The 23967-nt window shown below is 62.6% G+C and carries 19 protein-coding genes and 1 tRNA gene; 7 read left to right on the top strand and 13 right to left on the bottom strand.

Annotated features, from left to right (window positions below):
- Nucleotides 1–212 precede the first annotated feature (212 nt).
- Nucleotides 213–4112 carry a DNA-directed RNA polymerase subunit beta' gene (locus tag LN996_RS07855; protein WP_231339854.1) on the bottom strand — a complete coding sequence of 1300 codons (3900 nt, stop codon included), beginning with the start codon at nucleotides 4110–4112 and terminating at the stop codon, nucleotides 213–215.
- Between the two features lie 103 nt (nucleotides 4113–4215).
- Nucleotides 4216–7722 carry a DNA-directed RNA polymerase subunit beta gene (rpoB, locus tag LN996_RS07850; protein WP_231339853.1) on the bottom strand — a complete coding sequence of 1169 codons (3507 nt, stop codon included), beginning with the start codon at nucleotides 7720–7722 and terminating at the stop codon, nucleotides 4216–4218.
- 426 nt (nucleotides 7723–8148) lie between these two features.
- Here rpoB and LN996_RS07845 point away from each other — a divergent pair, with 426 nt between their 5' ends.
- Complete coding sequence (locus LN996_RS07845) at nucleotides 8149–9348, top strand: acetyl-CoA C-acetyltransferase (RefSeq protein WP_231339852.1); 1200 nt, start codon at nucleotides 8149–8151, stop codon at nucleotides 9346–9348.
- A gap of 19 nt (nucleotides 9349–9367) precedes the next feature.
- Nucleotides 9368–9862, top strand: a complete 495-nt coding sequence (locus LN996_RS07840; protein ID WP_374110815.1) for an aminoacyl-tRNA deacylase — start codon at nucleotides 9368–9370, stop codon at nucleotides 9860–9862.
- 129 nt (nucleotides 9863–9991) lie between these two features.
- Here the strand turns inward: LN996_RS07840 and rplL are convergent, their stop codons facing one another.
- The 9 genes from rplL to LN996_RS07795 form a co-directional block, all read right to left on the bottom strand.
- Nucleotides 9992–10369 carry a 50S ribosomal protein L7/L12 gene (rplL, locus tag LN996_RS07835; protein WP_090817745.1) on the bottom strand — a complete coding sequence of 126 codons (378 nt, stop codon included), beginning with the start codon at nucleotides 10367–10369 and terminating at the stop codon, nucleotides 9992–9994.
- A 76-nt stretch (nucleotides 10370–10445) separates the two neighbouring features.
- Complete coding sequence (gene rplJ, locus LN996_RS07830; protein ID WP_231339851.1) at nucleotides 10446–11048, bottom strand: 50S ribosomal protein L10; 603 nt, start codon at nucleotides 11046–11048, stop codon at nucleotides 10446–10448.
- Nucleotides 11049–11350: 302 nt separating this feature from the next.
- A complete protein-coding gene (locus tag LN996_RS07825; RefSeq protein WP_374110816.1) occupies nucleotides 11351–12520 on the bottom strand; it encodes a GNAT family N-acetyltransferase in 1170 nt (389 codons plus the stop codon).
- Entirely contained in the window at nucleotides 12499–13608 is a 1110-nt protein-coding gene (locus LN996_RS07820; protein ID WP_231339849.1) for a GNAT family N-acetyltransferase, read from the bottom strand. Before LN996_RS07820 ends, LN996_RS07825 begins: the two co-directional genes overlap by 22 nt.
- A gap of 121 nt (nucleotides 13609–13729) precedes the next feature.
- Complete coding sequence (gene rplA / locus LN996_RS07815) at nucleotides 13730–14437, bottom strand: 50S ribosomal protein L1 (RefSeq protein WP_090817733.1); 708 nt, start codon at nucleotides 14435–14437, stop codon at nucleotides 13730–13732.
- A gap of 130 nt (nucleotides 14438–14567) precedes the next feature.
- Complete coding sequence (rplK, locus tag LN996_RS07810; protein ID WP_011775609.1) at nucleotides 14568–14999, bottom strand: 50S ribosomal protein L11; 432 nt, start codon at nucleotides 14997–14999, stop codon at nucleotides 14568–14570.
- Nucleotides 15000–15129: 130 nt separating this feature from the next.
- On the bottom strand, nucleotides 15130–15984 hold the full coding sequence (gene nusG / locus LN996_RS07805; RefSeq protein WP_231339848.1) for a transcription termination/antitermination protein NusG: 855 nt from the start codon (nucleotides 15982–15984) through the stop codon (nucleotides 15130–15132).
- 114 nt (nucleotides 15985–16098) lie between these two features.
- Entirely contained in the window at nucleotides 16099–16380 is a 282-nt protein-coding gene (gene secE, locus LN996_RS07800) for a preprotein translocase subunit SecE (protein ID WP_024817604.1), read from the bottom strand.
- Nucleotides 16381–16460: 80 nt separating this feature from the next.
- Nucleotides 16461–16533: transfer RNA gene (locus LN996_RS07795), tRNA-Trp, on the bottom strand.
- Nucleotides 16534–16785: 252 nt separating this feature from the next.
- Between LN996_RS07795 and LN996_RS07790 the strand changes: the two genes are divergently transcribed.
- Entirely contained in the window at nucleotides 16786–18015 is a 1230-nt protein-coding gene (locus LN996_RS07790) for a pyridoxal phosphate-dependent aminotransferase (RefSeq protein WP_231339847.1), read from the top strand.
- Between the two features lie 111 nt (nucleotides 18016–18126).
- Here LN996_RS07790 and LN996_RS07785 read toward each other — a convergent pair whose 3' ends face one another.
- Both LN996_RS07785 and LN996_RS07780 read right to left on the bottom strand, forming a co-directional pair.
- Nucleotides 18127–18801 (bottom strand): response regulator transcription factor, encoded by a 675-nt coding sequence (locus tag LN996_RS07785; RefSeq protein WP_231339846.1) that lies wholly within the window; start codon nucleotides 18799–18801, stop codon nucleotides 18127–18129.
- Complete coding sequence (locus LN996_RS07780; protein ID WP_231339845.1) at nucleotides 18798–20369, bottom strand: ATP-binding protein; 1572 nt, start codon at nucleotides 20367–20369, stop codon at nucleotides 18798–18800. Before LN996_RS07780 ends, LN996_RS07785 begins: the two co-directional genes overlap by 4 nt.
- Before the next feature lie 125 nt (nucleotides 20370–20494).
- On the opposite strand from LN996_RS07780, the gene LN996_RS07775 reads away from it, so the two are divergent.
- The 4 genes from LN996_RS07775 (at nucleotide 20495) to LN996_RS07760 (ending at nucleotide 23958) form a co-directional block, all read left to right on the top strand.
- The gene (locus LN996_RS07775) at nucleotides 20495–22054 is read left to right on the top strand and encodes a PspC domain-containing protein (RefSeq protein ID WP_231339844.1); all 1560 of its coding nucleotides are present in this window, start codon (nucleotides 20495–20497) and stop codon (nucleotides 22052–22054) included.
- A gap of 2 nt (nucleotides 22055–22056) precedes the next feature.
- On the top strand, nucleotides 22057–22458 hold the full coding sequence (locus tag LN996_RS07770; protein WP_231339843.1) for a hypothetical protein: 402 nt from the start codon (nucleotides 22057–22059) through the stop codon (nucleotides 22456–22458).
- 31 nt (nucleotides 22459–22489) lie between these two features.
- Nucleotides 22490–22738 carry a PspC domain-containing protein gene (locus tag LN996_RS07765; protein WP_026539791.1) on the top strand — a complete coding sequence of 83 codons (249 nt, stop codon included), beginning with the start codon at nucleotides 22490–22492 and terminating at the stop codon, nucleotides 22736–22738.
- Between the two features lie 194 nt (nucleotides 22739–22932).
- Nucleotides 22933–23958 (top strand): ATP-dependent 6-phosphofructokinase, encoded by a 1026-nt coding sequence (locus LN996_RS07760; protein WP_159706941.1) that lies wholly within the window; start codon nucleotides 22933–22935, stop codon nucleotides 23956–23958.
- Nucleotides 23959–23967: the final 9 nt, after the last annotated feature.

The following is a 23967-nucleotide window of genomic DNA, read 5'->3' as shown; positions in this document are numbered from 1 at the left end:
ACCCCACCCCCCCCTCCCCGCTCCCCCCGCCGGCCCCCGGGCGCCCCCCCCGCCGCCCCCCCCCCCCCCCCCCCCCCCCCCCCCCCCCCCCCCCCCCCCCCCCCCCCCCCCCCCCCACTCCCCCGGGTCGCCGCGCAAAAGTGCGTTAACGCGGGTCAGGCCCCGCACTCTAGAGGGCGGGGCCTGACCGTCAAAGCGCTGACAACCGTTTTTTAGCGGAAGTCGTTGCCGAGATCGTAGTCATCCAAAGGGATGGCGTGGAACTCGGGAGCGCCGTCGCCACCCAGGGCGTCATAGGAGAAGTCGGTGAAAGCGCTGGGGCCGGTGAACAGGCTTGCCTTTGCTTCCTCCGTCGGCTCCACAGTGACCTCTGTGTAGCGGGGCAGACCCGTACCAGCCGGGATGAGCTTACCGATGATGACATTTTCCTTCAGGCCGAGCAGAGGATCGCTCTTGCCTTCCATGGCCGCCTGCGTCAGGACGCGGGTGGTCTCCTGGAAGGAAGCTGCCGACAGCCAGGACTCGGTGGCCAAGGAAGCCTTGGTGATACCCATGAGTTCCGGACGGCCCGAAGCCGGGGACTTGCCCTCGGATACGACGCGGCGGTTCTCGTCTTCGAAGCGGGCACGCTCTGCAAGCTCACCGGGGAGCAGGTCGGAGTCGCCGGATTCGATGACGGTCACGCGGCGCAGCATCTGGCGGACGATAACCTCGACGTGCTTGTCGTGGATACCAATACCCTGGCTGCGGTAAACGCCCTGAACTTCGTCCACGAGGAACTTCTGTGCAGCACGCGGACCCATGATGCGCAGAACCTGCTTCGGGTCCACGGGACCGTTGATCAGCTTCTGGCCGACGCTGACGTGCTCGCCATCCTCGATGAGGAGACGTGAACGGCGCAGCACCGGGTAGGCAATCTCTTCGGAACCATCGTCCGGAGTGATCACCAGGCGCATCTGGCGCTCGGACTCTTCGATGGTGATGCGGCCGGCTGCTTCAGCAATCGGTGCGACACCCTTCGGAGTACGGGCTTCGAAGAGCTCCTGGATACGGGGCAGACCCTGGGTGATGTCGTCGCCACCACCGGCGGATACAGCACCACCGGTGTGGAACGTACGCATGGTCAGCTGGGTACCGGGCTCACCGATGGACTGTGCGGCAATGATGCCCACGGCCTCGCCGATGTCAACGGTCTTGCCAGTGGCCAACGAACGGCCGTAGCACAGTGCACAGGTACCGACCTTGGACTCACAGGTGAGGACCGAGCGGACCTTGACCTCAGTGATGCCTGCAGCCAGCAACTGGTCGATAACGACGTCGCCGCAGTCGGTGCCGCCGGCAGCCAGGACATTGCCCTTGGCGTCAACGACGTCGACAGCCAGCGTACGAGCGTAGGCGCTGTTCTCGACGTTCTCGTCCAGGACGAGCTCACCGTTGGAATCCGGCACGGCGATCGGCGTGAGCAGACCGCGCTCGGTACCACAGTCCTCTTCGCGGACGATGACGTCCTGCGAAACGTCCACCAGACGACGGGTCAGGTAACCCGAGTTGGCGGTACGGAGAGCGGTATCGGCCAGACCCTTACGGGCACCGTGCGTGGCGATGAAGTATTCCAGCACCGACAGGCCCTCGCGGTAGGAGGACTTGATCGGGCGAGGGATAATCTCACCCTTCGGGTTGGCCACAAGACCACGGATACCCGCGATCTGGCGGACCTGCATCCAGTTACCACGTGCACCGGAGGACACCATGCGGTTGATGGTGTTCATCGGAGACAGGCTGTCACGCATCGCCTGGGCGATTTCGTTGGTTGCCTTGTTCCAGATTTCGATCAGTTCCTGGCGACGCTCGTCGTCGTCGATCAGGCCCTTGTCGTACTGGCCCTGGATCTTTGCGGCCATGTTCTCGTAACCGGCCAGGATGGCAGGCTTGGAAGTCGGCACCTCGATGTCGGAGATGGCAACCGTGACACCCGAACGGGTGGCCCAGTAGAAGCCGGCGTCCTTGAGGTTATCCAGCGTTGCCGCCGTAACAACCTTCGGGTAGCGCTCTGCGAGGTCGTTGACGATCCGGGACAGTTCGCCCTTGTCTGCAACAGCCTCAACCCAGGGGTAATCCTCAGGCAGCGTCTGGTTGAAGATGACCTGGCCCAGGGAGGTCTGGACGAGAGCCTGCTGACCGGGCTCCCAACCTTCCGGAGCTTCCCAACCTGCGTAAGGCACAAAGTTGTCCAAACGGATCTTGACCTGGGAGTTCAGGTGCAGATCACGGGCGTCGTAAGCCATGATGGCTTCCGAAACCGAGGAGAAGATGCGGCCTTCGCCGGCAGAGCCGACGCGCTTGGTGGTCAGGTGGTACAGGCCGATGATCATATCCTGCGAAGGCAGGGTCACCGGACGGCCATCGGACGGCTTCAGGATGTTGTTCGAGGACAGCATCAGGATGCGTGCTTCGGCCTGGGCTTCCGGGCTCAGCGGCAGGTGGACTGCCATCTGGTCGCCGTCGAAGTCAGCGTTGAAGGCGCCACAAACCAGCGGGTGAAGCTGGATTGCCTTGCCTTCCACAAGCTGCGGTTCGAAGGCCTGGATGCCGAGGCGGTGCAGGGTAGGTGCACGGTTGAGCAGCACCGGGTGTTCAGTGATGATCTCTTCCAGCACGTCCCAAACCTGCGGACGGTAACGCTCGACCATGCGCTTTGCCGACTTGATGTTCTGGGCGTGGTTGAGGTCAACCAGGCGCTTCATCACGAACGGCTTGAAGAGCTCCAGGGCCATCTGCTTGGGCAGACCACACTGGTGCAGCTTCAGCTGCGGGCCGACGACGATGACCGAACGGCCGGAGTAGTCAACACGCTTGCCGAGGAGGTTCTGGCGGAAACGACCCTGCTTGCCCTTGAGCATGTCGCTCAGGGACTTCAGCGGACGGTTGCCCGGACCCGTGACCGGACGGCCACGACGACCGTTGTCGAAGAGGCTGTCAACAGCTTCCTGAAGCATGCGCTTCTCGTTGTTGACGATGATCTCCGGAGCACCGAGGTCAAGCAGGCGCTTGAGTCGGTTGTTGCGGTTGATCACACGGCGGTAGAGGTCGTTGAGGTCGGAGGTCGCGAAGCGGCCACCGTCCAGCTGGACCATCGGGCGCAGTTCCGGCGGGATCACCGGGACGGCGTCAAGGACCATGCCGAGCGGGCTGTTGTTGGTGGTCAGGAACGCGTTGACAACCTTCAGGCGCTTCAGGGCACGCGTCTTGCGCTGGCCCTTGCCATTCTGGATGGTGTCGCGCAGGGACTCAGCCTCAGCCTGCATGTCGAAGGTCTCAAGACGCTTCTTGATGGCTTCGGCACCCATGGAGCCTTCGAAGTACAGGCCGTAGCGGTCACGCAGTTCGCGGTAAAGGCCCTCGTCGCCTTCAAGGTCGGCGACCTTGAGGTTCTTGAAGCGGTCCCAGACCTGCTCAAGGCGCTCGATGTCGGCGTCGGCGCGCTTGCGGACGTTCGCCATCTGGCGGTCAGCAGAGTCGCGGGCCTTCTTCTTGTCGGCAGCCTTGGCACCCTCGCCTTCAAGACGGGCAAGCTCGTCTTCAAGGTCGCGGGCGATCGTGGCGATGTCGCTGTCGCGGTTGTCCACCATCTGCTTCTTCTCGAGGTCATGCTCAACCTGGAGGTTCGGCAGTTCGGCGTGACGGCTTTCGGTGTCAACGCTGGTGATCATGTAGGCAGCGAAGTAGATGACCTTCTCAAGGTCCTTCGGTGCCAGGTCCAACAGGTAGCCCAAGCGCGAGGGAACGCCCTTGAAGTACCAGATGTGGGTTACAGGCGCAGCCAGTTCGATGTGGCCCATGCGCTCACGGCGCACCTTGGCGCGGGTGACTTCAACGCCACAACGCTCGCAAATGATGCCCTTGAAGCGGACGCGCTTGTACTTGCCGCAGTAGCATTCCCAGTCGCGGGACGGGCCGAAGATCTTCTCGCAGAAGAGGCCGTCCTTCTCGGGCTTGAGCGTGCGGTAGTTGATGGTTTCCGGCTTCTTGACCTCACCGTAAGACCATCCGCGGATGTCTTCCGCGGTGGCGAGGCCGATCTGCATGAGGCCGAAGGAGGATTCGCTGGACATATGGTCCCTGTTCTCTCTTGTTCTCTAAATTCTGAAGTCTTGGTTACGGGAAGAGGGAGTTGTTCCGACGGACAGCTGTTCAGGCGGTCCGTCGGAACAGCTGCTAGACCTCTTCTACGGAACTGGGCTCTGCACGAGACAGATCGATGCCCAGTTCTTCCGCAGCCGTGAAGACTGCGTCATCAGAGTCACGCATTTCGATCGTGGTTCCGTCGGTGGAAAGGACTTCCACGTTCAGGCACAACGACTGCATTTCCTTGATCAAGACCTTGAAGGACTCGGGAACGCCAGGCTCAGGGATGTTCTCGCCCTTGACGATGGCTTCGTAGACCTTCACACGACCATGGATGTCATCCGACTTGATCGTGAGGAGTTCCTGAAGGGTGTAAGCGGCACCGTAAGCTTCGAGCGCCCACACTTCCATTTCACCGAAGCGCTGGCCACCGAACTGAGCCTTACCACCCAGCGGCTGCTGCGTGATCATGGAGTACGGGCCGGTGGAGCGCGCGTGGATCTTGTCGTCCACCAAGTGGTGGAGCTTCAGGATGTACATGTAGCCGACGGAGATCGGGTCCGGGAACGGCTCGCCGGAGCGGCCGTCGAACAGACGGGTCTTGCCGGAGGAATCGATCAGGCGGTCGCCGTCACGGGTCACATTGGTGGAGTCGAGCAGGCCCGTGATTTCTTCTTCGCGGGCGCCATCGAACACCGGGGTGGCAACGGTGGTCTGTCCGGTTTCACGGGGCAGGTTCGGGAGGTTCTTGACCCACTCCGGCTCGCCTTCGATCTTCCAACCGGTCTTGGCAACCCAACCGAGGTGGGTTTCCAGGACCTGGCCAACGTTCATTCGACCCGGAACACCAAGCGGGTTCAGGACGATGTCCACCGGGGTACCGTCTGCAAGGAAGGGCATGTCCTCGATCGGGAGGATCTTGGAGATAACACCCTTGTTGCCGTGACGGCCGGCGAGCTTGTCGCCGTCGGTGATCTTACGCTTGGCTGCTACGTAGACGCGGACCAGCTGGTTCACGCCCGGGGGCAGTTCGTCGTCGTTGTCGCGATCGAAGACGCGCACGCCGATGACCGTACCGGACTCGCCGTGGGGCACCTTCAGGGAGGTGTCGCGGACTTCGCGGGACTTCTCGCCGAAGATAGCGCGGAGAAGGCGCTCTTCCGGGGTCAGTTCGGTTTCACCCTTCGGGGTGACCTTTCCGACCAGGATGTCGCCGGCTTCAACCTCGGCACCAATGTGGATGATGCCGCGCTCGTCCAGGCCTGCAAGGACTTCCTCGGACACGTTGGGGATGTCACGCGTGATTTCCTCGGCACCAAGCTTGGTGTCGCGGGCATCAATTTCGTGCTCCTCGATGTGGATGGAGGAAAGAACATCCTCAGCAACAATGCGCTGCGACAGGATGATGGCGTCCTCGAAGTTGTGGCCTTCCCATGACATGAATGCCACGAGCAGGTTCTTACCGAGGGCGAGCTCACCCTGGTCCGTTGCGGGACCGTCAGCGATGATGCCGCCAACTTCCAGGCGCTGGCCTTCGTTGACCAGGACACGGTGGTTGTAGCAGTTGCCCTGGTTGGAGCGGGCGAACTTGTTGATGCGGTAGTTCGTCTCGGTGCCGTCGTCGTTGATCATGACAACCAGCTCGGCGGAAACCTCGGTGACCACACCTGCCTTCTTCGCGATGACAACGTCACCGGCGTCGACGGCTGCTGCGCGCTCCATGCCGGTGCCCACGAAAGGAGCCTCGGAACGGACCAGCGGCACGGCCTGGCGCTGCATGTTGGCACCCATGAGTGCGCGGTTTGCATCGTCATGCTCAAGGAACGGGATCAGGGCAGTTGCCACGGACACCATCTGGCGCGGGGAAACGTCCATGAACTGGACTTCGCCGGCGGGAACCAGAACGGGCTCGCCTCCACCACCACGGGCACGGACAAGGACGGTCTCTTCGGAGAACTTCTTGTCAGCATCCAGCGGAGCGTTGGCCTGTGCGATCAGGACCTCGGCTTCGTCGTCGGCCGTAAGGTACTGGACCTCGTCGGAAACGACACCTTCGGACACCAGGCGGTACGGCGTCTCGATGAAGCCGAACGGGTTGATGCGGCCGTAGGAAGCCAGCGAACCGATCAGACCAATGTTCGGGCCTTCAGGAGTTTCGATGGGGCACATACGTCCGTAGTGGGACGGGTGAACGTCTCGAACTTCCATGCCTGCACGGTCACGGGACAGACCACCCGGGCCAAGTGCCGACAGGCGGCGCTTGTGGGTCAGACCCGAAAGCGGGTTGTTCTGGTCCATGAACTGCGACAGCTGGGACGTTCCGAAGAACTCCTTGATGGCTGCGACAACGGGACGGATGTTGATCAGCGTCTGCGGCGTGATGGCCTCGACGTCCTGCGTGGTCATGCGTTCGCGGACGACGCGTTCCATGCGGGAAAGACCGGTGCGGACCTGGTTCTCGATCAGTTCGCCCACGGCGCGGATGCGACGGTTGCCGAAGTGGTCGATGTCGTCGACGTCGACGCGAAGTTCGTGGTCTTCGCCGTCGCGCTTGCCCATGAGGGTCTTCTCGCCGGCGTGGAGCGCAACGAGGAACTTGATCATGGCAACGATGTCTTCAACGTGCAGGACCGAAGCTTCCTTGTCGCCAAGGGAGCGGTCGATGCCGAGCTTGCGGTTGATCTTGTAACGGCCAACCTTGGCAAGATCGTAACGCTTGGCGTTGAAGTACAGGTTGTCCAGCAGGGACTGGGCAGCCTCGACTGTGGGCGGCTCGCCCGGACGCAGCTTGCGGTAGATATCCAGAAGCGCGTCTTCGCGGGTCTCGGTGGCGTCCTTCTCCAGCGTCGCACGCATGGAGTCGTACTGGCCGAACTCTTCCAGGATCTGGCCTTCGGTCCAGCCGAGGGCCTTCAGGAGAACCGTTACCGACTGCTTGCGCTTGCGGTCGAGGCGGACGCCGACCTGGTCGCGCTTGTCGATTTCGAGTTCGAACCATGCACCACGGGACGGGATGATCTTCGCAGTGAAGATGTCCTTGTCACTGGTCTTGTCAGCGGTGCGCTCAAAGTAGGCGCCCGGCGAACGGACCAGCTGGGAGACAACGACACGCTCGGTGCCGTTGACGACGAACGTTCCCTTTTCAGTCATGAGGGGGAAGTCGCCCATGAACACGGTCTGCTGCTTGATTTCGCCCGTGTTGTTGTTCATGAACTCGGCCTTGACATACAGCGGTGCCGAGTAAGTGGCGTCACGGTCTTTGCATTCGGCCATGGTGTACTTCGGGTCAGCGAACTCCGGCTCGGAGAAGCTCAGGGACATGGTGCCCTGGAAGTCCTCGATAGGGGAGATCTCTTCGAAGATGTCGGCAAGTCCGGAGGTAGTGGCGACGCTGAGGTCGCCCTCCTCGACAGCCTTCGCTACCCGCGCCTGCCAGCGTTCGTTTCCGACCAGCCAGTCAAAGCTGTCCGTCTGCAGGGCGAGAAGATTCGGAACATCCAAGGGTTCGTGAATCTTTGCGAATGAGAGGCGGCGGGTGGCACCATCGGTGCTTGCCGTGTTAGCGGTTTCGTTATTAGAGGTGCTCGAGGCGACCAAGAGGGATCCTTCCACAGACCTTCAGGCGTTTTCAGATCTCCCCCGTTTGCATCCCGCAGAGTGCTCCGCAGGATACTTATTCCGGTTCCGCTATATGACCCGGACCCAGCTTGCTCATGGTTGTGCACGTTGAGGAACGGCACGTCAATGTCGCAGCTGAGAGGTAAAGCCCACCGCTATATGAAGGCTGAAGGTTAACAGGGAAGACGCAAATATCTACAATACGGCAAAGCAGCCTTCCTGTCTACCCCAGATCGTCCGTGATTGCAAGCACCGTTGCTGCAGGCACCTAAGCGGGTACCCAGGCACGGCTCCGGCGTGGAATCGCCCGATGGAATGCGCGGACCGGCACAACCGTTGAATGGGTAGGCTGGCGCATGCCCCGCGATAGCCTTGCAACACCACTCCCGGATCGGAAGAGAGATCATGACCAACTCCGCTGACGACAATGACGTTGTCATCCTTGCCGCTTCCCGTACCCCACAGGGTCGGCTCAACGGTCAATTGGCGGGGTTCACCGCCGTCGACCTCGGCGCGCATGCCATCACCGCAGCCCTGTCAGCCAGCGGCGTCAAAGCAGAACAGGTGGACGCCGTCATCATGGGCCAGGTCCTCCAGGCAGGCGCTGGCCAAAACCCTGCCCGCCAGAGTGCGATCGCAGCGGGCGTTGGCTGGAACATCCCGGCGGTGACCATCAACAAGGTCTGCCTGTCCGGGCTGACGGCCGTCATTGACGCCGCGCGGATGATCCGCAGCGGGGATGCCACCGTGGTTGTTGCCGGCGGCCAGGAATCCATGACCAGGGCTCCCCACATACTGCCGGGCTCCCGTCAGGGTTGGACCTACGGTGCAATCCAGGCCCTGGATGTCGCCGCCCACGACGGCCTCACGGATGCCTTCGATGGACAATCCATGGGCCTGTCCACGGAAACCAAGAACGTCACCCTCGGTATTGACCGCAAGGCCCAGGATGAGGTGGCGGCTGCATCACACCAGCGCGCCGCGGCCGCCATCGCAGACGGAACGTTCGACGTCGAAATCGCTCCGGTGCGCGTCAAACAGCGCAAGGGCGATCCGCTGGTCCTCACCACGGACGAAGGCGTTCGACCCAACACCACAGTGGAAACCCTGGCCCCGCTGAAGGCAGCTTTCGCCACGGACGGCACCATTACCGCGGGAAACTCCTCTCCCCTGTCCGACGGCGCCTCCGCACTGGTGCTGACCAGTCGCCGCTTCGCCAAAGACAATGGGCTGGATTACCTGGCAGTCGTGGGAAAGCCCGGCCAGGTTGCCGGGCCTGATAACTCCCTGCACTCCCAGCCCTCCAACGCGATAGCCCAAGCATTGAAGCGGGCCGGCTGGACCGCAGAGGACTTGGACTTCATCGAGATCAACGAGGCCTTCGGTTCGGTTGCCGTCCAGTCCCTCAAGGACCTGCGCTATCCCTTGGAGAAGTGCAACATCCATGGTGGAGCCATTGCCTTGGGCCACCCCATCGGGGCGTCCGGCGCACGGCTAGCACTGCACGCAGCCCACGAACTCAAGCGCAGGGGAACGGGTAAGGCCGCAGTTTCCCTGTGCGGCGGTGGCGGCCAGGGCGAAGCCCTCCTCCTGTACCGGGACTGACGGGGAACTACCGCGACTGATGGGAAACGACGTGGATGAACCTGTAATGGACGGCGCCGAACGGTTCCTGGCCGACGCCGCCGCCCGCGGACTGGCCGTAGACGTCGTCGAACGTCCTGCAGCCCGCAGCCTGGAAGAGGCTGCGGGCATCCTGGGCATCAGCCCTGCCGACATTGTGAAGTCCCTGGTGGTCAAGCACCGCGACGGCAGCTTCCTGTTCGCGCTCATCCCCGGGGACCGCCAGATCTCGTGGCCAAAGCTGCGCGGGTTGGTGGGCGTCAACAAACTCTCGCTCCCCCACGCCGATGTTGCTTTGGCTGCCACCGGCTACGAACGCGGCACCATCACGCCCTTGGGCAGCACCACCCCTTGGCCGGTCTACGCTGACGCCAGCATCACGGGGCGACGCATCTCCATGGGTGCCGGCGCCCACGGCCGCAGTGCCTTCGTGGACGCCGATGCACTCACCGCCGCACTGGGCGCCGTGGTAGCTGACATCAGCGAACCCAACTAAGTAGCGGTTGAGTGCGTAGTGAGCCCTTAAAACGCACTCAACTGCGATCTACTTGGGGGCCGTTAAAGGCAGGAAGCCCCGCCCGGTTCCTTTGACGGAACGGGGCGGGGCTTCCACAAGCAAGTCGAGTTACTTGAGGGTAACCGTTGCGCCAGCTTCTTCGAGCTGAGCCTTTGCCTTCTCTGCGGCTTCCTTGGTGGCGCCTTCGAGAACAGCCTTCGGTGCACCGTCAACCAGGTCCTTGGCTTCCTTGAGGCCGAGGGAGGTGATGGCGCGAACTTCCTTGATCACTGCGATCTTCTTGTCGCCAGCAGCTTCGAGAACGACGTCGAATTCGGTCTTCTCTTCAGCAGCTTCAGCAGCACCGCCGGCAGCGGGGCCAGCAACTGCAACAGCAGCAGCCGTAACTTCGAAGGTCTCTTCGAAGAGCTTGACGAACTCGGAGAGCTCGATGATGGTCAGTTCCTTGAAAGCTTCAATGAGCTCTTCGTTGCTGAGCTTCGCCATGGTGGCGTCCTTCCATTAGTTGGTGCAGATGCGGACCATGCCGCTCCATGCACCAGAGTTTGATTGGGGGGAGAACTTAGTTCTCTTCGGTTGCAGCTTCAGCGGCTTCGGCCGGAGCCGCAACCTCTTCGGCAGCAGCCTCAACAGCAGCTTCTTCGGCCGGAGCTTCTTCAGCGGCCGGTGCAGGTGCGCCGCCCTCTTCTTCAAGCTTGAGGCGCAGAGCATCGATGATGCGTGCAGCAGCGGATGCGGGAGCCTTGAGGACACCAGCAACACGTGCGAGCTGCAGCTCGCGGGACTCGAGGGCTGCCAGTGCGGCAACTCCTGCTGCGTCCAATGCCTTGCCTTCGAAGACGCCGGTCTTGATAACCAGATGCTTGTTGGCCTTGGCAAAGTCCGTCAGGCTCTTGGCAGCAGCAACAGCGTCACCCTTGATGAAGGCGATTGCAGTGGGGCCGGCAAGCTGATCGTTGAATGCTTCAACACCAGCTTCCTTGGCTGCAATTGCACTCAGGGTGTTCTTGACGACCGAGAACTTGGTGTCCTGGCCGAGCGCAACACGCAGTTCCTTGAGCTGTGCAACAGTGAGCCCGCGGTATTCGGTCAGGACAGCCGCGTTCGATTCCTTGAAATCGTTGGTGATCTCTGCAACTGCGGAGATCTTGCTAGGCGTTGTCATAACCCTCCTTCCGGGGAATAAAGCCGGTCTTCCGGGTCCCCGCTCACGAGAGCTAAAACTAAAAAACGCCCCGCGCAGATGTACGGGGCTTGGCTCAACACAGTGTGATCCGTGGAGACTTGCTTCGTTCACCTGCGCCGGCCGCCCTACGTTCAGGGTCCTTCGTCAAGGAATTCACTGTGGCCTCAGGGGCGTAGCTGCAGAATTGAGCTGTGCTCGAAAGAGTGGATTCCCATCAACCGACGGTCTTTGGTACTTCAAGGTTACGGGACAGTGTTCCCCAAACCAAATCGAGGGCCGGGCTAGTCAGATGACGTCGTGCCCGTGCTCCGGCCCGGAAGTTCCTTCTGCCACAGTCCCGTGACCCCCGCGGTGGTGAAACCGAGCTGCTTGTTCACGGTGAGGAGGTAGCGGTTTTCAGGAGCGTTCCACGTGTAGATCACCCGGGCATCGGGAAACTGCTCGCTGAGCCGTTCCATGTTCGAGACCTTGATCAGCAGACCAAGCTTGTTGCCGCGGTGTTCCTGCAGGACCAGCGTGTCGTCCTGGAAAACCACGTCCTGGCGGTGGGCCAGGACGCTGATGGTGGTCAGGCCCACGAGCCTTCCGCTCTCAACATGCTCGACGGCGGTGACCACCGTGCGTCGGCCCTGCGCCAAGGCCGCGTCTTCCGTTTCGCGAAGGACAGCGGGGTCAAAGACCATTCCGCTGGCCTCCACTTCAGGGGCCTCGTCCTCCCCCTCGTCCCGGACAACTTCACCAGCAGCGTTCTCCAACGCCGCCACGGCCTCGAGCCAGGGTTCCGGGCAGCGGTCAGTCCAGTGGTGCAGTGCGTATCGGCCGCCGTTGGCTTCCTCGGCCTCAAGCTGCAAGTCACCCACGAGCTTGGAATCCAGCGGCAGCGCGCAGGAACTGAACTGTTCAATGTGCTGGAGGGTATAGCCGGCGCGCTTGGCGAAGTCCACCTCCCTGCTGCTGACGGGAACAAAGCCCGCGCCGCTGCCGGGAATCAGCTGGTCCTCGGGTACCTCGGTCAGCGATGTTGCCGGATGGTTCGTGTCCACCAGGATCATGGTGCGGCCTTCTGCCCGGGCCAATTGTTCGGCCGCTTCAAGCAATTGGCGCCCCACCCCTTGGCTTTGGAACTCGGGCAGGATGTCCAACGTGAACTCGGCCAGGTCCATGTTGTCTGCCAAAGGCAAAGCAATGTCCACGGTGCCCACAATCGCGCCGTCCACCTTGGCCACCAGGATGATCTGGCGTTCATAGGGGTCTGAGAACTCAAGCAGCTTTTCCAGTGGCGTGTAGGCGAGGTCGTCGCTCCCCCACGTTTCCATACGTACCCGGCGGCCTACTTCCACAGCATCCAGGAAGTCAGTGGCGTCGGGGCTGTCCAGGGTGTCAGGCACCCACAGCTGCTCGACTTGAACGGTCTTCGCCTCGTCTACAGTCATTCCAGCCGTTTCTGCCATTCGCCTTCAAAGCCGGAAGGCTTGAATCCAAGGGCGATATTTATGGCCAGCATATGCCGGTTTTCATTGGCGTTCCACGTCATCACCGACGTGGCGTCAGGCCACAGCTCCTTCGCACGACGAAGATTGGCGATCTTGACCACCATCCCCAGGCGATGGCCCCGGTGTCCTGGCGCCACCAACGTGTCCTCCTGGTAGATCACGGCAGGCAACGCCCCCCGGTGCGTGAGGACCGTGTAGGCCGCCAGTTCACCTGTGGCATCGTGACGCGCAACCGCCACCACCGAGTCAACACCGCTCGCCGCCCAGGTGGACTCCTCCTGACGGACGCGTAGGGCATCCCATTCCTCGCCTTCCCAGCCAAGGCCAGCAATGGGAACCTCGGTGCTCATGAGGCTCTTGAGGCGTGCGAACACGTCGACAAGTTCCTCTGGGCACTTGTCCTGCCAGGCAATGACGCTGTAACCGCCAGCCCGCCGTGTTGCCTCAACATCGAGCACCCGCAGGACTTCCTCCTCGACGGGGAAGGGCAGCGTGCTGTTGGTTTCGACTTGTTCCAGGGAATACCCATGATGAAGGGCGAACTGTGTGGATGCGGAATCCACGGGGACACCGCCTGTTCCTGACTTCGCATCCAATAACGCGGCGCCTTCCAACACCGGCGCGATTGGCTCCTCGCAATACGCGTCAAAGGAGATACGGCCCCGCCCGCGCGCCAGCTGTTCCAGCACCCCCAGTATCCTGGACCCGAAGCCGCGCCGCCGAAAAGGTGAGTCGACAAGGACGTCCACGCCCGCCGTCGTCGTGTTTTCGCTCAGTGGCAGGGTCAGCGTTCCGCTGCCCACCACGGCGCCGTCACGATACGCCAGAAAAACCTGCCGCTCTTCGTACGCGTTGCCCTGCCAGAAGTGGACAGCCTCGGCCAAGGTGGGGCTGCGGTCCTGATTTCCCCAGAGCTCACGTTGGTGGGCCACGAGCAGCCCGTGAAATACCCGGAAGTCGGATGCATTACCTGCGTCAGGACTTTCGGGGACGGCAATCCGCTTTACCGACAACCCGCCATTGACGGAAGAGTTCGACGACGACACGCACCACAGCCTACGGCGCTCCTTCTCCTGCGAACAGGTCAGGACAAGAAAACCAGGCAAGAAAAAAGGACCGCCCGGCAATGCCGGACGGTCCTTCCCTCAGAGCCAGTGCTCGCGAAGCTTACGCGTCGGTGAGAACCTTGGTGACGTTCGGGTCCACGGTGATGCCCGGGCCGAACGTGGTGGCAACAGTTGCCTTCTGGATGTAGCGGCCCTTGGAAGCGGAAGGCTTCAAACGAAGCACCTCTTCCAGTGCAGCTGCGTAGTTCTCGGCCAGCTTGTTGGCGTCGAAGGAAACCTTGCCGATGATGAAGTGCAGGTTCGAGTGCTTGTCGACGCGGAAGTCGATCTTGCCGCCCTTGATGTCGTTGACAGCCTTGGTGACATCCGGGGTAACCGTACCGGTCTTCGGGTTCGGCATCAGGTTACGCGGGCCGAGGACCTTACCGAGGCGGCCAACCTTGCCCATGAGGTCAGGGGTTGCCACTGCGGCGTCGAAGTCGGTCCAGCCGGCTGCGATCTTTTCGATCAGGTCATCGGAACCAACGAAGTCGGCGCCGGCAGCGATTGCTGCTTCAGCCTTGTCGCCGGTTGCGAAGACGAGGACGCGGGCGGTCTTACCGGTGCCGTGCGGCAGGTTGACGGTGCCACGAACCATCTGGTCGGCCTTACGCGGGTCGACGCCCAGGCGGAAAGCGACCTCAACGGTTGCGTCGAACTTGGAAGGGTTGGTGTCCTTCGCGAGGGTGATGGCTTCGATCGGGGCGTAGACCTTGTCTGCCTCGATCTTGGCTACGGCTGCCTCATATGCTTTGCTGCGCTTTGCCATGCTGCTGTTTCTCCTTGTGCAGTTGTGGTCTGCGGACCGCGCTGGGCCCTGCCACAGTCGTGGATCCGGCAAGGATCCTGCGACATTTCAATGTTTCAGATGCCGGTTGCCCGGCGGGTGAAGGCTGGAATTAGCCTTCTACGGTGATGCCCATGGAGCGGGCGGTGCCTGCGATGATCAGGGCGGCTGCCTTGATGTCGTTGGCGTTAAGGTCTTCCATCTTGGTGGAAGCAATTTCCTCGACCTGTGCCTGGGTCAGCTTGGCAACCTTGACGGTGTGCGGGGTAGCCGAACCCTTGGCAACGCCTGCAGCCTTCTTGATGAGCTCTGCAGCCGGCGGGGTCTTGGTGATGAAGGTGAAGGAACGGTCTTCGTAGACCGTGATTTCGACCGGGATAACGTTTCCGCGCTGGGATTCCGTTGCGGCGTTGTACGCCTTGCAGAATTCCATGATGTTGACACCGTGCTGGCCAAGTGCAGGACCGATCGGCGGAGCCGGGTTAGCGGCACCTGCCTGGATCTGCAGCTTGATGAGGCCGGTGACCTTCTTCTTGGGAGCCAATGTAGGGTCCTTCTCTCAATAGCTTCCTGGGACACAGGAGCGCGTCCCAGGTTTTTGGCCGCCATGGCGAGGCGGCCGGCCGCTCCCGAACTGCTAAGCAGGCAGGACTGGAGCGAAATTTTGGAATCAGCTAGATCTTGGTGACCTGGTTGAATGCGAGCGTCACCGGGGTTTCGCGCTCGAAGATCGAGACCAAGACCACCAGGGTCTGGGACTCGGGCTTGATCTCGGAGATCGTTGCCGGAAGGGTCTCGAACGGACCTTCCTTGACGATGACCGACTCGCCGACCTCGAAGTCGACGGCCACGGGAGCCTGGTTCTGCTTGTTGACCGGCTTGCCCTGCTCTGCCTGCTCTTCTTCGAAGACCGGGGCGAGCATGGAGAAGACCTCGTCAAGGCGCAGCGGGACGGGGTTGTGGGCGTTGCCCACGAAGCCGGTGACGCCCGGGGTGTGGCGGACGGCGCCCCAGGAGGCGTCGGTCAGGTCCATACGGACCAGGACGTAACCGGGAATGCGAACGCGGTTGATCACCTTGCGCTGCGCATTCTTGATCTCGACGACTTCTTCCATGGGGACCTGGATTTCGAAGATGTAATCTTCCATGTCCAAGGTCTGGATACGGGTCTCGAGGTTGGCCTTCACGCGGTTTTCGTAACCGGCGTAGGAGTGGATGACGTACCAGTCACCTTCCTGGCGGCGCAGCTTGGCCTTGAATTCTTCAGCCGGATCAGCCGGCGCTGCAGCAGCAGCGGCTGCCAGGTCGTCGCCGTCGGACTCTTCCGAAGCGTCGTCTTCGTCTGCAACATCGCCGGACGCGTCATCAGACTCATCGTCAACGTCAGCTTCGAAGTCCTCTTCGGAATCGTCGGCGTCGGCAGATTCGGGCGCAGCAGAATCAACCTCGGACTCTTCCGCAGCCTCAACTGCAGCGCCCTCAGTTTCTTCCAGCTCAGTCTCGTTTACCTCGAGCTCCTGCTCAGACACTTGGTCTCCTGCTTCCTCATTGCCTAACATGCCTATTTAAATGGCTCAATTCCGCAAACCCCGCAAAATTCCTGAACTACCAAGGAATTTCGCACAGTTTGCGGACAGATCCGCTTAGCGGTCCGTAGCGCCTGACCCACCGAAGACCCAGCTGACTCCCGTGCCGAAGGCCAGGTCCAGAAGGGTGACGATGAGCATCATGATGGCCACGAACACCAGCACCACGAGCGTGTAATTGATCAGTTCCTTGCGGGTGGGAGCAACGACCTTCTTGAGTTCACCAATGACCTGGCGGACGAAGAGAGCAATACGGGCGAAGAAGCCACGATCGGCTTTCTTGGCGGGACGGCCCTTCGAGCTGCTGGCAGCTGTTTCGGTCACCTGGTCCTCACTCACCTTGCAAAGTCGTTGACCCGACTCTGATCAGAGCCATGGTTGCTGCGCTTGTCCCGGCGTTTCCGCCGGGACAGCTTGCGCAGGGCAGACAGGACTCGAACCTGCAACCTGCGGTTTTGGAGACCGCTGCGCTACCAATTGCGCCACTACCCTATGGATCAAATCCATGTTTCAGGCCGCACTTCAGCCTGTGGTGCTTTTCAACACCGGTGAACCAGTCTACGCAAGAATTTCGCGATAGTCGAACCGGCTCAATTCCGGCCCTCCCAGCGCCAAAAACCTGTGACCAGCATTATCAGTCACAAAGTCCGGCAGTCGCCCGGGAGGTCCGCAGAACAGCATAAGGTAGTTTACGTCGAATCCCATCATCCAGCCCACGAGCTGCCTGCGAAGAACGGTACATAGATGTCTGCCGGAACAACTACCGCCCGCATTTCACAGCGAATCTCCGCCATTGCCGAGTCCGCCACCCTTGCCGTTGACGCCAAGGCCAAGGCACTGAAGGCCGCGGGACGTCCCGTGATCGGTTTCGGTGCCGGGGAACCCGATTTCCCCACCCCGGATTACATCGTCCAGGCTGCCATTGAAGCTGCGGGCCAGCCGAAGTACCACCGCTACTCCCCCGCCGGTGGCCTCCCTGAGCTGAAGAAGGCCATCGCGGAGAAGACCCTCCGGGACTCGGGCTACCAGGTTGACCCCTCCCAGGTCCTGGTGACCAACGGTGGCAAGCAGGCTGTCTACAACACCTTCGCTACTTTGGTGGATCCGGGCGACGAGGTCATCATTCCCACCCCGTTCTGGACCACCTACCCGGAAGCCATCCGCCTCGCCGGCGGCGTGCCCGTTGAGGTCTTCGCCGGCCCGGAACAGGGATACCTGGTGACCGTCGAGCAGCTGGAAGCAGCCGTGACCGACCGGACCAAGATCCTGCTGTTCGTTTCCCCGTCCAACCCCACCGGTGCCGTGTACAGCCCGGAACAGGTAGCGGAGATCGGCAAGTGGGCCGCGTCCAAGGGCCTGTGGGTCGTCACGGACGAAATCTACGAGCACCTGACCTACGACGGCGTGGAGTTCACCTCCATCGCCACCGCCGCACCGGAACTCGGCGACAAGGTTGTCATCCTCAACGGTGTGGCCAAGACCTATGCCATGACCGGTTGGCGTGTGGGCTGGATGATCGGCCCGGCTGACGTCATCAAGGCTGCCACCAACCTGCAGTCCCATGCGACGTCCAACGTCTCCAACATCATGCAGGTCGCCGCCGCCGCTGCCCTCACGGGTCCGCTGACCGCCGTCGACGAGATGAAGGTGGCCTTCGACCGTCGCCGCAAGGCGATCGTTGCCGGCCTCAACGCGATTGAAGGCGTTGAATGCCCGACGCCGACCGGCGCCTTCTACGTGTACGCGGACGTCCGCGGGCTGCTGGGCAAGGAATTTGAGACCTCCAACGGTCCTGTCCGTCCTTCCACCTCTGCTGAACTCGCCACCCTGATCCTCGACGAGGTTGAGGTGGCCGTGGTTCCGGGCGAAGCGTTCGGTCCCTCTGGCTACGTCCGTCTGTCCTACGCATTGGGCGACGAGGACCTCGCCGAAGGTGTCCGCCGCATCCAGGAATTCCTGGGCAAGGCCAAGTAGCAACAAGCGAACGAAAACGCTCTTCCACCGTGACAGGTGGAAGAGCGTTTTCGTTTAAGGCGCGGGAGGTGGGAGAGCGATCGGGAAAACGCGACGGGAGGTGGGAGAGCGTCAGAGGAGGCGGCGCTCGGCCGCCCATTTGGTGAGTTCGTGGCGGCTGGAGAGCTGGAGTTTCCTGAGGACTGCGGAGACGTGCGTTTCCACAGTCTTGATGGAGATGAACAACTCCTTGGCGACTTCCTTGTAGCTGTATCCCCGCGCAATGAGCCGCATGACTTCGAGCTCACGGGCAGAGAGTTTATCCAGCTCATCGTCCGCAATATCTGCCGGGGCGGTGCCAAAGGCGTCCAGCACGAAACCGGCCAGCCGGGGCGAGAACACAGCGTCGCCGTCGGCCACCCTGATGACGGCGTCGGAGATCTCCTTGCCGGAAATGGTCTTGGTGACGTAGCCACGTGCACCGGCACGGATCACGGAGACGACGTCCTCGGCCGCGTCAGAGACACTAAGCGCCAGGAAGCTGGTGGTGCCCAGCAGCGCGGCCGAGCCGGCAATGACCTCCCGGCCGCCGCCGCCCAGTCCACCTGGAAGGTGGACATCCAGGAGCACCACCTCCGGACGCGCCTCCGCAATGACGGCAATGGCCTGTTCCACCGTCCCGGCTTCGCCGACCACATTCATGCGGGCATCGAGGTCGGCCTTAAGCCCGGACCGGAAGATCGTATGGTCATCCACGATCACCACACGCACGCTGCGTCCTGGATCACCGTCGGGGTTGGTGTTCATTGCTTCGCATCTCCATTCCGCGATTCGTTGTTCCGCTGTTCACCGGCGTCGCCATTGGCCGACGGCAGTGCCAGGCGTACTTCAGTGCCGTCGTCGCTGCTGTTGATGGTTGCAGTGCCGCCATGCCGCTTCATACGGCCAATAATCGATTCCTTGACGCCCAGCCTGTCGTCCGGGACAGCTTCGGGATCGAATCCGGGCCCCCGGTCCTTGATGAAGATCTCCGTGCTGCCGGCCGTACTTTCCAAATACACCGACACCGTTCCGCCGCCATGCCGTGCGGCGTTGAGCATCGCTTCCCGCGCCGCCTGCACCATGGCCTCATGCCGGTCCGTCATCTCGGTATCGCCGACAGTCACCACCTCCACAGCATGGCCGTGCAAGTCTTCCACCTCTGCTGCGACGGCCTTGATCCGATCGGCCAGGAGGCCCGATTCCTTGGCGGCATCGCTGAAGAGCCAGGCCCGAAGTTCGCGTTCCTGCGCCCTGGCCAGGCGGACCACGTCCTGCTCGGAACCGGCCCTGCGCTGGATCAGTGCCAGGGTCTGGAGAACGGAGTCATGCAAATGCGCCGCGATTTCAGCGCGTTCAGTCTCGCGGATGCGGCCTGCCCGCTCGGTTTCCAGGTCCTTCCAAAACTTGAGGCCCCACGGCAGCAGGACCAGGGCAACGCCGCCAAGGACGGCCACGGACGCCAGCAGTGCCAGCCATGTCTGCTCCCAGGATCCCGAACCGGACACCATCACCAGAACCCCTGCCACCACCAACGCCAGGCCGGCCGCCAGGCGGACCCATCCGCCGGCTTGGTCGGCCTTGGTCTTGTCCACCAGGCCGGCCCTGCGGGTTTCGTCGAGCTGCATCCAGGCAATCGCGGCACCCCCCAGGATGGCCGCCGCCGGAATGAGGGTACCCAAAGGAACGTCGACGCCGAACTGGCGGGCGATCAGTATGGCCGCCACCAGGAGCAGTGCCGCGCCCAGCAGTATTTCCTTGCCGTACTGGATCCGCCGGAAAGAGAACCACGAAGCCAACGAATTCTCACCGCCACTGGCGGCCCAGTTCCAGGAGGAGGAAGCGTTGCCAAAAGCTGCAGGCCCAGCGGGAGGAACCGAACCCGGGCCCGGGACGGAACCGCCGCCTTGGACCGGCGCACGGGGAGGGACAAAGCCGCCGCCCGCAACAGAACCATGGACCGGCGGTGGGCCGGCCACCGACGGCGACGTTCCGGCGTCGTACGCTTGCGGGGCCCGACCGCCTCCAACGCTGGGAACCGACACACCAGCGGGCCCACCAATGGGCGCCGATACGGGCGGCAGGCTCACCGCAGGAGCAATGGGCGACGCCGGCCGGCGGGCGTTGCGCTTGGCGTTCTCATCCGCCGTAGGAACCATGGTCCAAAGCCATGCATAAAAGGCCACGCCTGCCCCGCCGGCGAAACAGGCGAGGATCATGCCGAGCCGGACGAACTTGACCGGCCAGCCCAAATGATCGGCCAGCCCGCTGCAGACGCCCGCAATCATGCGGTCGCTGCTGCGGACCAGCACTGGGCGTTGTACGGCGGTTGTCATGTACCAATCCAAACACGGATCAGGGTGACCCGGACCGGAAACCAGCGTTGTTCGGGGGTCGCTCAGGGAACATTCAGGGTATCCCCCAGTAGAGGGAAGGGGCGGCCGGGCGGCAGGATCGAAGTATGAACGCGAACAGCATGAATCCAGAGGAACCTGGAACGCCAGGCACGGCCGGCAGCTCCGGCTCCGGCACCACCACAGGCGCTCCCACCGGCGCCGCCGGTTCCGCTTCCGGGGCACCGGGAGAGCCTACTGCCGGCGCTTCTGCGGGGACTGGTCCCGCGGCCGGCAGCTACCCGCCGGCCGGCGACGAACCGGCCGCCTCCCAGCAGAACTTCTTCGACTGGATCCGCAACCAAGGCATCCGCCGTGGACCGGACCGCTGGATCGGCGGCGTGGCAAGCGGTGTAGCCCACCGCTTCGGCATCGACCCCCTGATCGTCAGGGGCATCTTCATCGTCCTGGCACTCTTTGCCGGTGTGGGCGTACTGCTCTACGGCATTGCCTGGGCGCTCCTGCCCGAACCGGACGGCCGAATCCACGTCCAGGAAGCTGCCGCGGGCCGCTGGTCCGGAGGCATGACGGGTGCGTTGATCACGTCGATCATCGGACTGCCGAGCCTGGGCCGCGGATTCTGGGGCTGGGGTTGGGATGGCCTTCCCGGCCTGTTCTGGACCCTTTTCTGGATGGGCGGCGTCTTCTACCTCATCTACTTCCTGGTCCAACGCAGCAAAGCCTCGAAGGGAACTCCGCCCGTGAGCCAGCAGAACTATTCCCCGACACCCGGCCAAGCGGCTTACGGGACGCCTGCTTCCTACGGGACGCCTACCGCCTACGGGTCTACGGCGACGGCCAACACTGGCGTGCCTGCCTACGGTGCAGCGGCACCCGGCACCAAGCACCAGGGACGGCCCAACCCCACTGGCGGCTACGGTGCCCGGCCGGTTCCGTCGTCGGGACCCTTCAGCCCCTCAGGACCCTCCGGTCCCCGTCCGCCGTACGGCCCCACTCCCCCGCAAGGCTGGCAGCCAAAGCCTGCCGTTCCCAAGCGCAAGGGCCCGGGACCCGCAATCGTGGCAGTCTCTGCCGGCGCAGCATTGCTGGCCGGCGGTACCTTGAAAGCGCTCGACGCCGGCAATGTCATTGACCTGGGTAACTCCGCCAACGCCGTTGTCTGGGCTACCGGTGCGGCCGTCCTGGGCCTGGGCATCCTCGTCGCGGGGTTGCGGGGCCGGACGTCAGGGTTCCTTGGCTTCCTGGCAGTGGTTGCCCTGATCATTGGCGGAATCTTCAACGTCATCCCCAGAGACGGAGACCGCTTCACCTTCCACGACGTGAATTGGGCGCCAACGAGTCTGGAACAAGCACGCCTGGGCATCAACGTCACCGGGGCCAAGGGCTTGGTGGACTTGAGCGAAATGACCATGACGCCCCCCTTGGTTTCCGAAGTCACGATTCCCGTTGACGCCACCGCCAGCAACGTCACGGTCATCATTCCCGACGACGTCCCGGTGGAAGTCAGGGCGGACATGACATTCGGCAACCTCAATGAACGCGGCGCCGACCGCGGCGGCCGGCTACAGGATGAGACCACCCTCTACAACACCGAAAAGCCCGGAGCCAACCTTGTGGTGGAGATCGACGGCACGTTCAGCAACGTGACCATCCAGGAAGGAAACTGACCATGAGCACGAACGAGCCAGGCAACGCGCACGAAACCCAGCCGACAACGCCACTGCCCAGGGAAACCCATCCAACGGAAGCGCTGCCCAGGGAAACCCGTCCCACCGAGGCCTTGCCCAAGCCCAGCCTCCAGCAGATCCCGCTGACGCCGCCGTTGGAGCGCACCTTCCAGGCGGAACATACGGACGACGACGAGCCCCGGCAGGCACGTATCGGCACCGCAGTGTGGGGTCTGATCGTGATTGCACTCGCAGCCTTGATCGTCATCTCGACTCTCGGGTGGGTGACGCTGAACGGCACCTATGTGTTGATTGGCCTCATGATCGGCGCCGGAGCGGCCCTGGTGGTCGGAGGACTCCTTTCGGCCCGCAAGGGTTCCAAGAAAGTGACCACCACGAAGTGACAAAGCAACCACAACAGGGAAGTCTGTAGCCATGGACAAGTTCTTCAGCATCGTCAGGGGCTTCGGCCTGAAGCGTGGACCACAGCGCTGGTTGGGCGGTATCTGCGGAGGAATCGCGGCAAAGCTCCGGGTGGACGTTGCCTACGTCCGCGTGGCCTTCCTGCTCTTCTGCTTGCTGCCAGGGCCGGCGTTCGTGGTCTACATCCTGGGCTGGCTTCTTCTGCCGGACCAGAACAACAAGATCGCGCTCGAGTCGTTCATCAGCCAGCGTTCCCGGTAGTTCCCGGTCATAAAGAGACGTGAAGCGCCCCGCCTGCTGGCGGGGCGTTTCCTTTGTTTTCAGCCACGTTTCCAATACCGCACGCCACGGGTCAAAAGTAACCGTTTGTGTCCCACCCCACATGCCCGTCTACAATCATGGGGAGCTCAGCGTGGCGCTCTGCACGTATTCCTCCAAGCCATGAGTGAGCAAACATGAAAATTGGCATTCTTACCAGCGGTGGCGACTGCCCCGGCCTCAACGCAGTGATCCGGGGAGCAGTCCTCAAAGGCATCGCCATCCACGGCCAGGAGTTTGTTGGCTTCCGTGACGGTTGGCGTGGTGTGGTTGAAGGCGACGTCATCGACATCCCCCGCACCATGGTCCGCGGTATTGCCAAGCAGGGTGGCACCATTCTGGGCACCTCCCGCACCAACCCGTTCGAAAACGGCGGTGGTCCGGATGTCATCAAGGCCCACATGGAGCGGCTGGGCATTGACGCCATCATCGCCATCGGCGGCGAGGGAACCCTCGCCGCAGCCAAGCGGCTCACCGACGCCGGCCTGAAAATCGTCGGCGTCCCCAAGACCGTGGACAACGACCTCGACGCCACGGACTACACCTTCGGCTTCGACACGGCGGTCCAGATTGCCACGGAAGCCATCGACCGGCTCCGCACCACCGGCGAGTCCCACCACCGTTGCATGATCGCCGAAGTCATGGGCCGCCACGTCGGCTGGATCGCGCTCCACGCGGGCATGGCGGCGGGCGCGCACGCCATCCTTATTCCCGAGCAGAAGGTCAGCATCGAGGAAATCACCGAATGGGTCCAGGAAGCCCACGACCGTGGCCGTGCTCCGCTGGTGGTGGTTGCTGAAGGCTTCGTTCCCGAACACATGGAATCTCCCCACTCCGAACGCGGCCTGGACACCTTCGGCCGGCCCCGCCTGGGTGGCATTGCCGACCAGTTGGCCCCGGAAATCGAGGCACGAACAGGCATCGAAACCCGCGCCACGATTCTCGGCCACATCCAGCGCGGCGGCGTCCCCACCGCCTACGACCGCGTCCTGGCAACCCGCCTAGGCATGGCCGCCATCGACTCCGTAGTGGATGGCCGCTGGGGCACCATGGTGGCCCTGAAAGGCACTGACATCTCCCACGTGGGCTTCGAGGAAGCCCTCGGCAAGCTCAAGACCGTGCCCCAGCACCGCTACGACGAAGCGTCGGTGCTCTTCGGCTAGTCGGCTAGG

The sequence above is a fragment of the Arthrobacter sp. AK01 genome, from assembly GCF_021109375.1.
Classification (GTDB): domain Bacteria; phylum Actinomycetota; class Actinomycetes; order Actinomycetales; family Micrococcaceae; genus Arthrobacter.
Note: the sequence above shows the minus strand (reverse complement) of the source record. Positions and strands in the feature narration are given on the sequence as shown.

Bases quoted from the DNA above. Each gene is read 5' to 3' on its own strand.
- rplJ (WP_231339851.1), bottom strand. From the start codon at position 11,048: ATGACAACGCCTAGCAAGATCTCCGCAGTTGCAGAGATCACCAACGAT.
- LN996_RS07840 (WP_374110815.1), top strand. From the start codon at position 9,368: ATGGGAAACGACGTGGATGAACCTGTAATGGACGGCGCCGAACGGTTC.
- LN996_RS07760 (WP_159706941.1), top strand. From the start codon at position 22,933: ATGAAAATTGGCATTCTTACCAGCGGTGGCGACTGCCCCGGCCTCAAC.
- LN996_RS07845 (WP_231339852.1), top strand. From the start codon at position 8,149: ATGACCAACTCCGCTGACGACAATGACGTTGTCATCCTTGCCGCTTCC.
- LN996_RS07855 (WP_231339854.1), bottom strand. From the start codon at position 4,112: ATGTCCAGCGAATCCTCCTTCGGCCTCATGCAGATCGGCCTCGCCACC.
- LN996_RS07825 (WP_374110816.1), bottom strand. From the start codon at position 12,520: ATGGCAGAAACGGCTGGAATGACTGTAGACGAGGCGAAGACCGTTCAA.
- LN996_RS07785 (WP_231339846.1), bottom strand. From the start codon at position 18,801: ATGAACACCAACCCCGACGGTGATCCAGGACGCAGCGTGCGTGTGGTG.
- LN996_RS07775 (WP_231339844.1), top strand. From the start codon at position 20,495: ATGAACGCGAACAGCATGAATCCAGAGGAACCTGGAACGCCAGGCACG.
- LN996_RS07780 (WP_231339845.1), bottom strand. From the start codon at position 20,369: ATGACAACCGCCGTACAACGCCCAGTGCTGGTCCGCAGCAGCGACCGC.
- LN996_RS07770 (WP_231339843.1), top strand. From the start codon at position 22,057: ATGAGCACGAACGAGCCAGGCAACGCGCACGAAACCCAGCCGACAACG.
- rplA (WP_090817733.1), bottom strand. From the start codon at position 14,437: ATGGCAAAGCGCAGCAAAGCATATGAGGCAGCCGTAGCCAAGATCGAG.
- LN996_RS07765 (WP_026539791.1), top strand. From the start codon at position 22,490: ATGGACAAGTTCTTCAGCATCGTCAGGGGCTTCGGCCTGAAGCGTGGA.
- LN996_RS07790 (WP_231339847.1), top strand. From the start codon at position 16,786: ATGTCTGCCGGAACAACTACCGCCCGCATTTCACAGCGAATCTCCGCC.
- rplL (WP_090817745.1), bottom strand. From the start codon at position 10,369: ATGGCGAAGCTCAGCAACGAAGAGCTCATTGAAGCTTTCAAGGAACTG.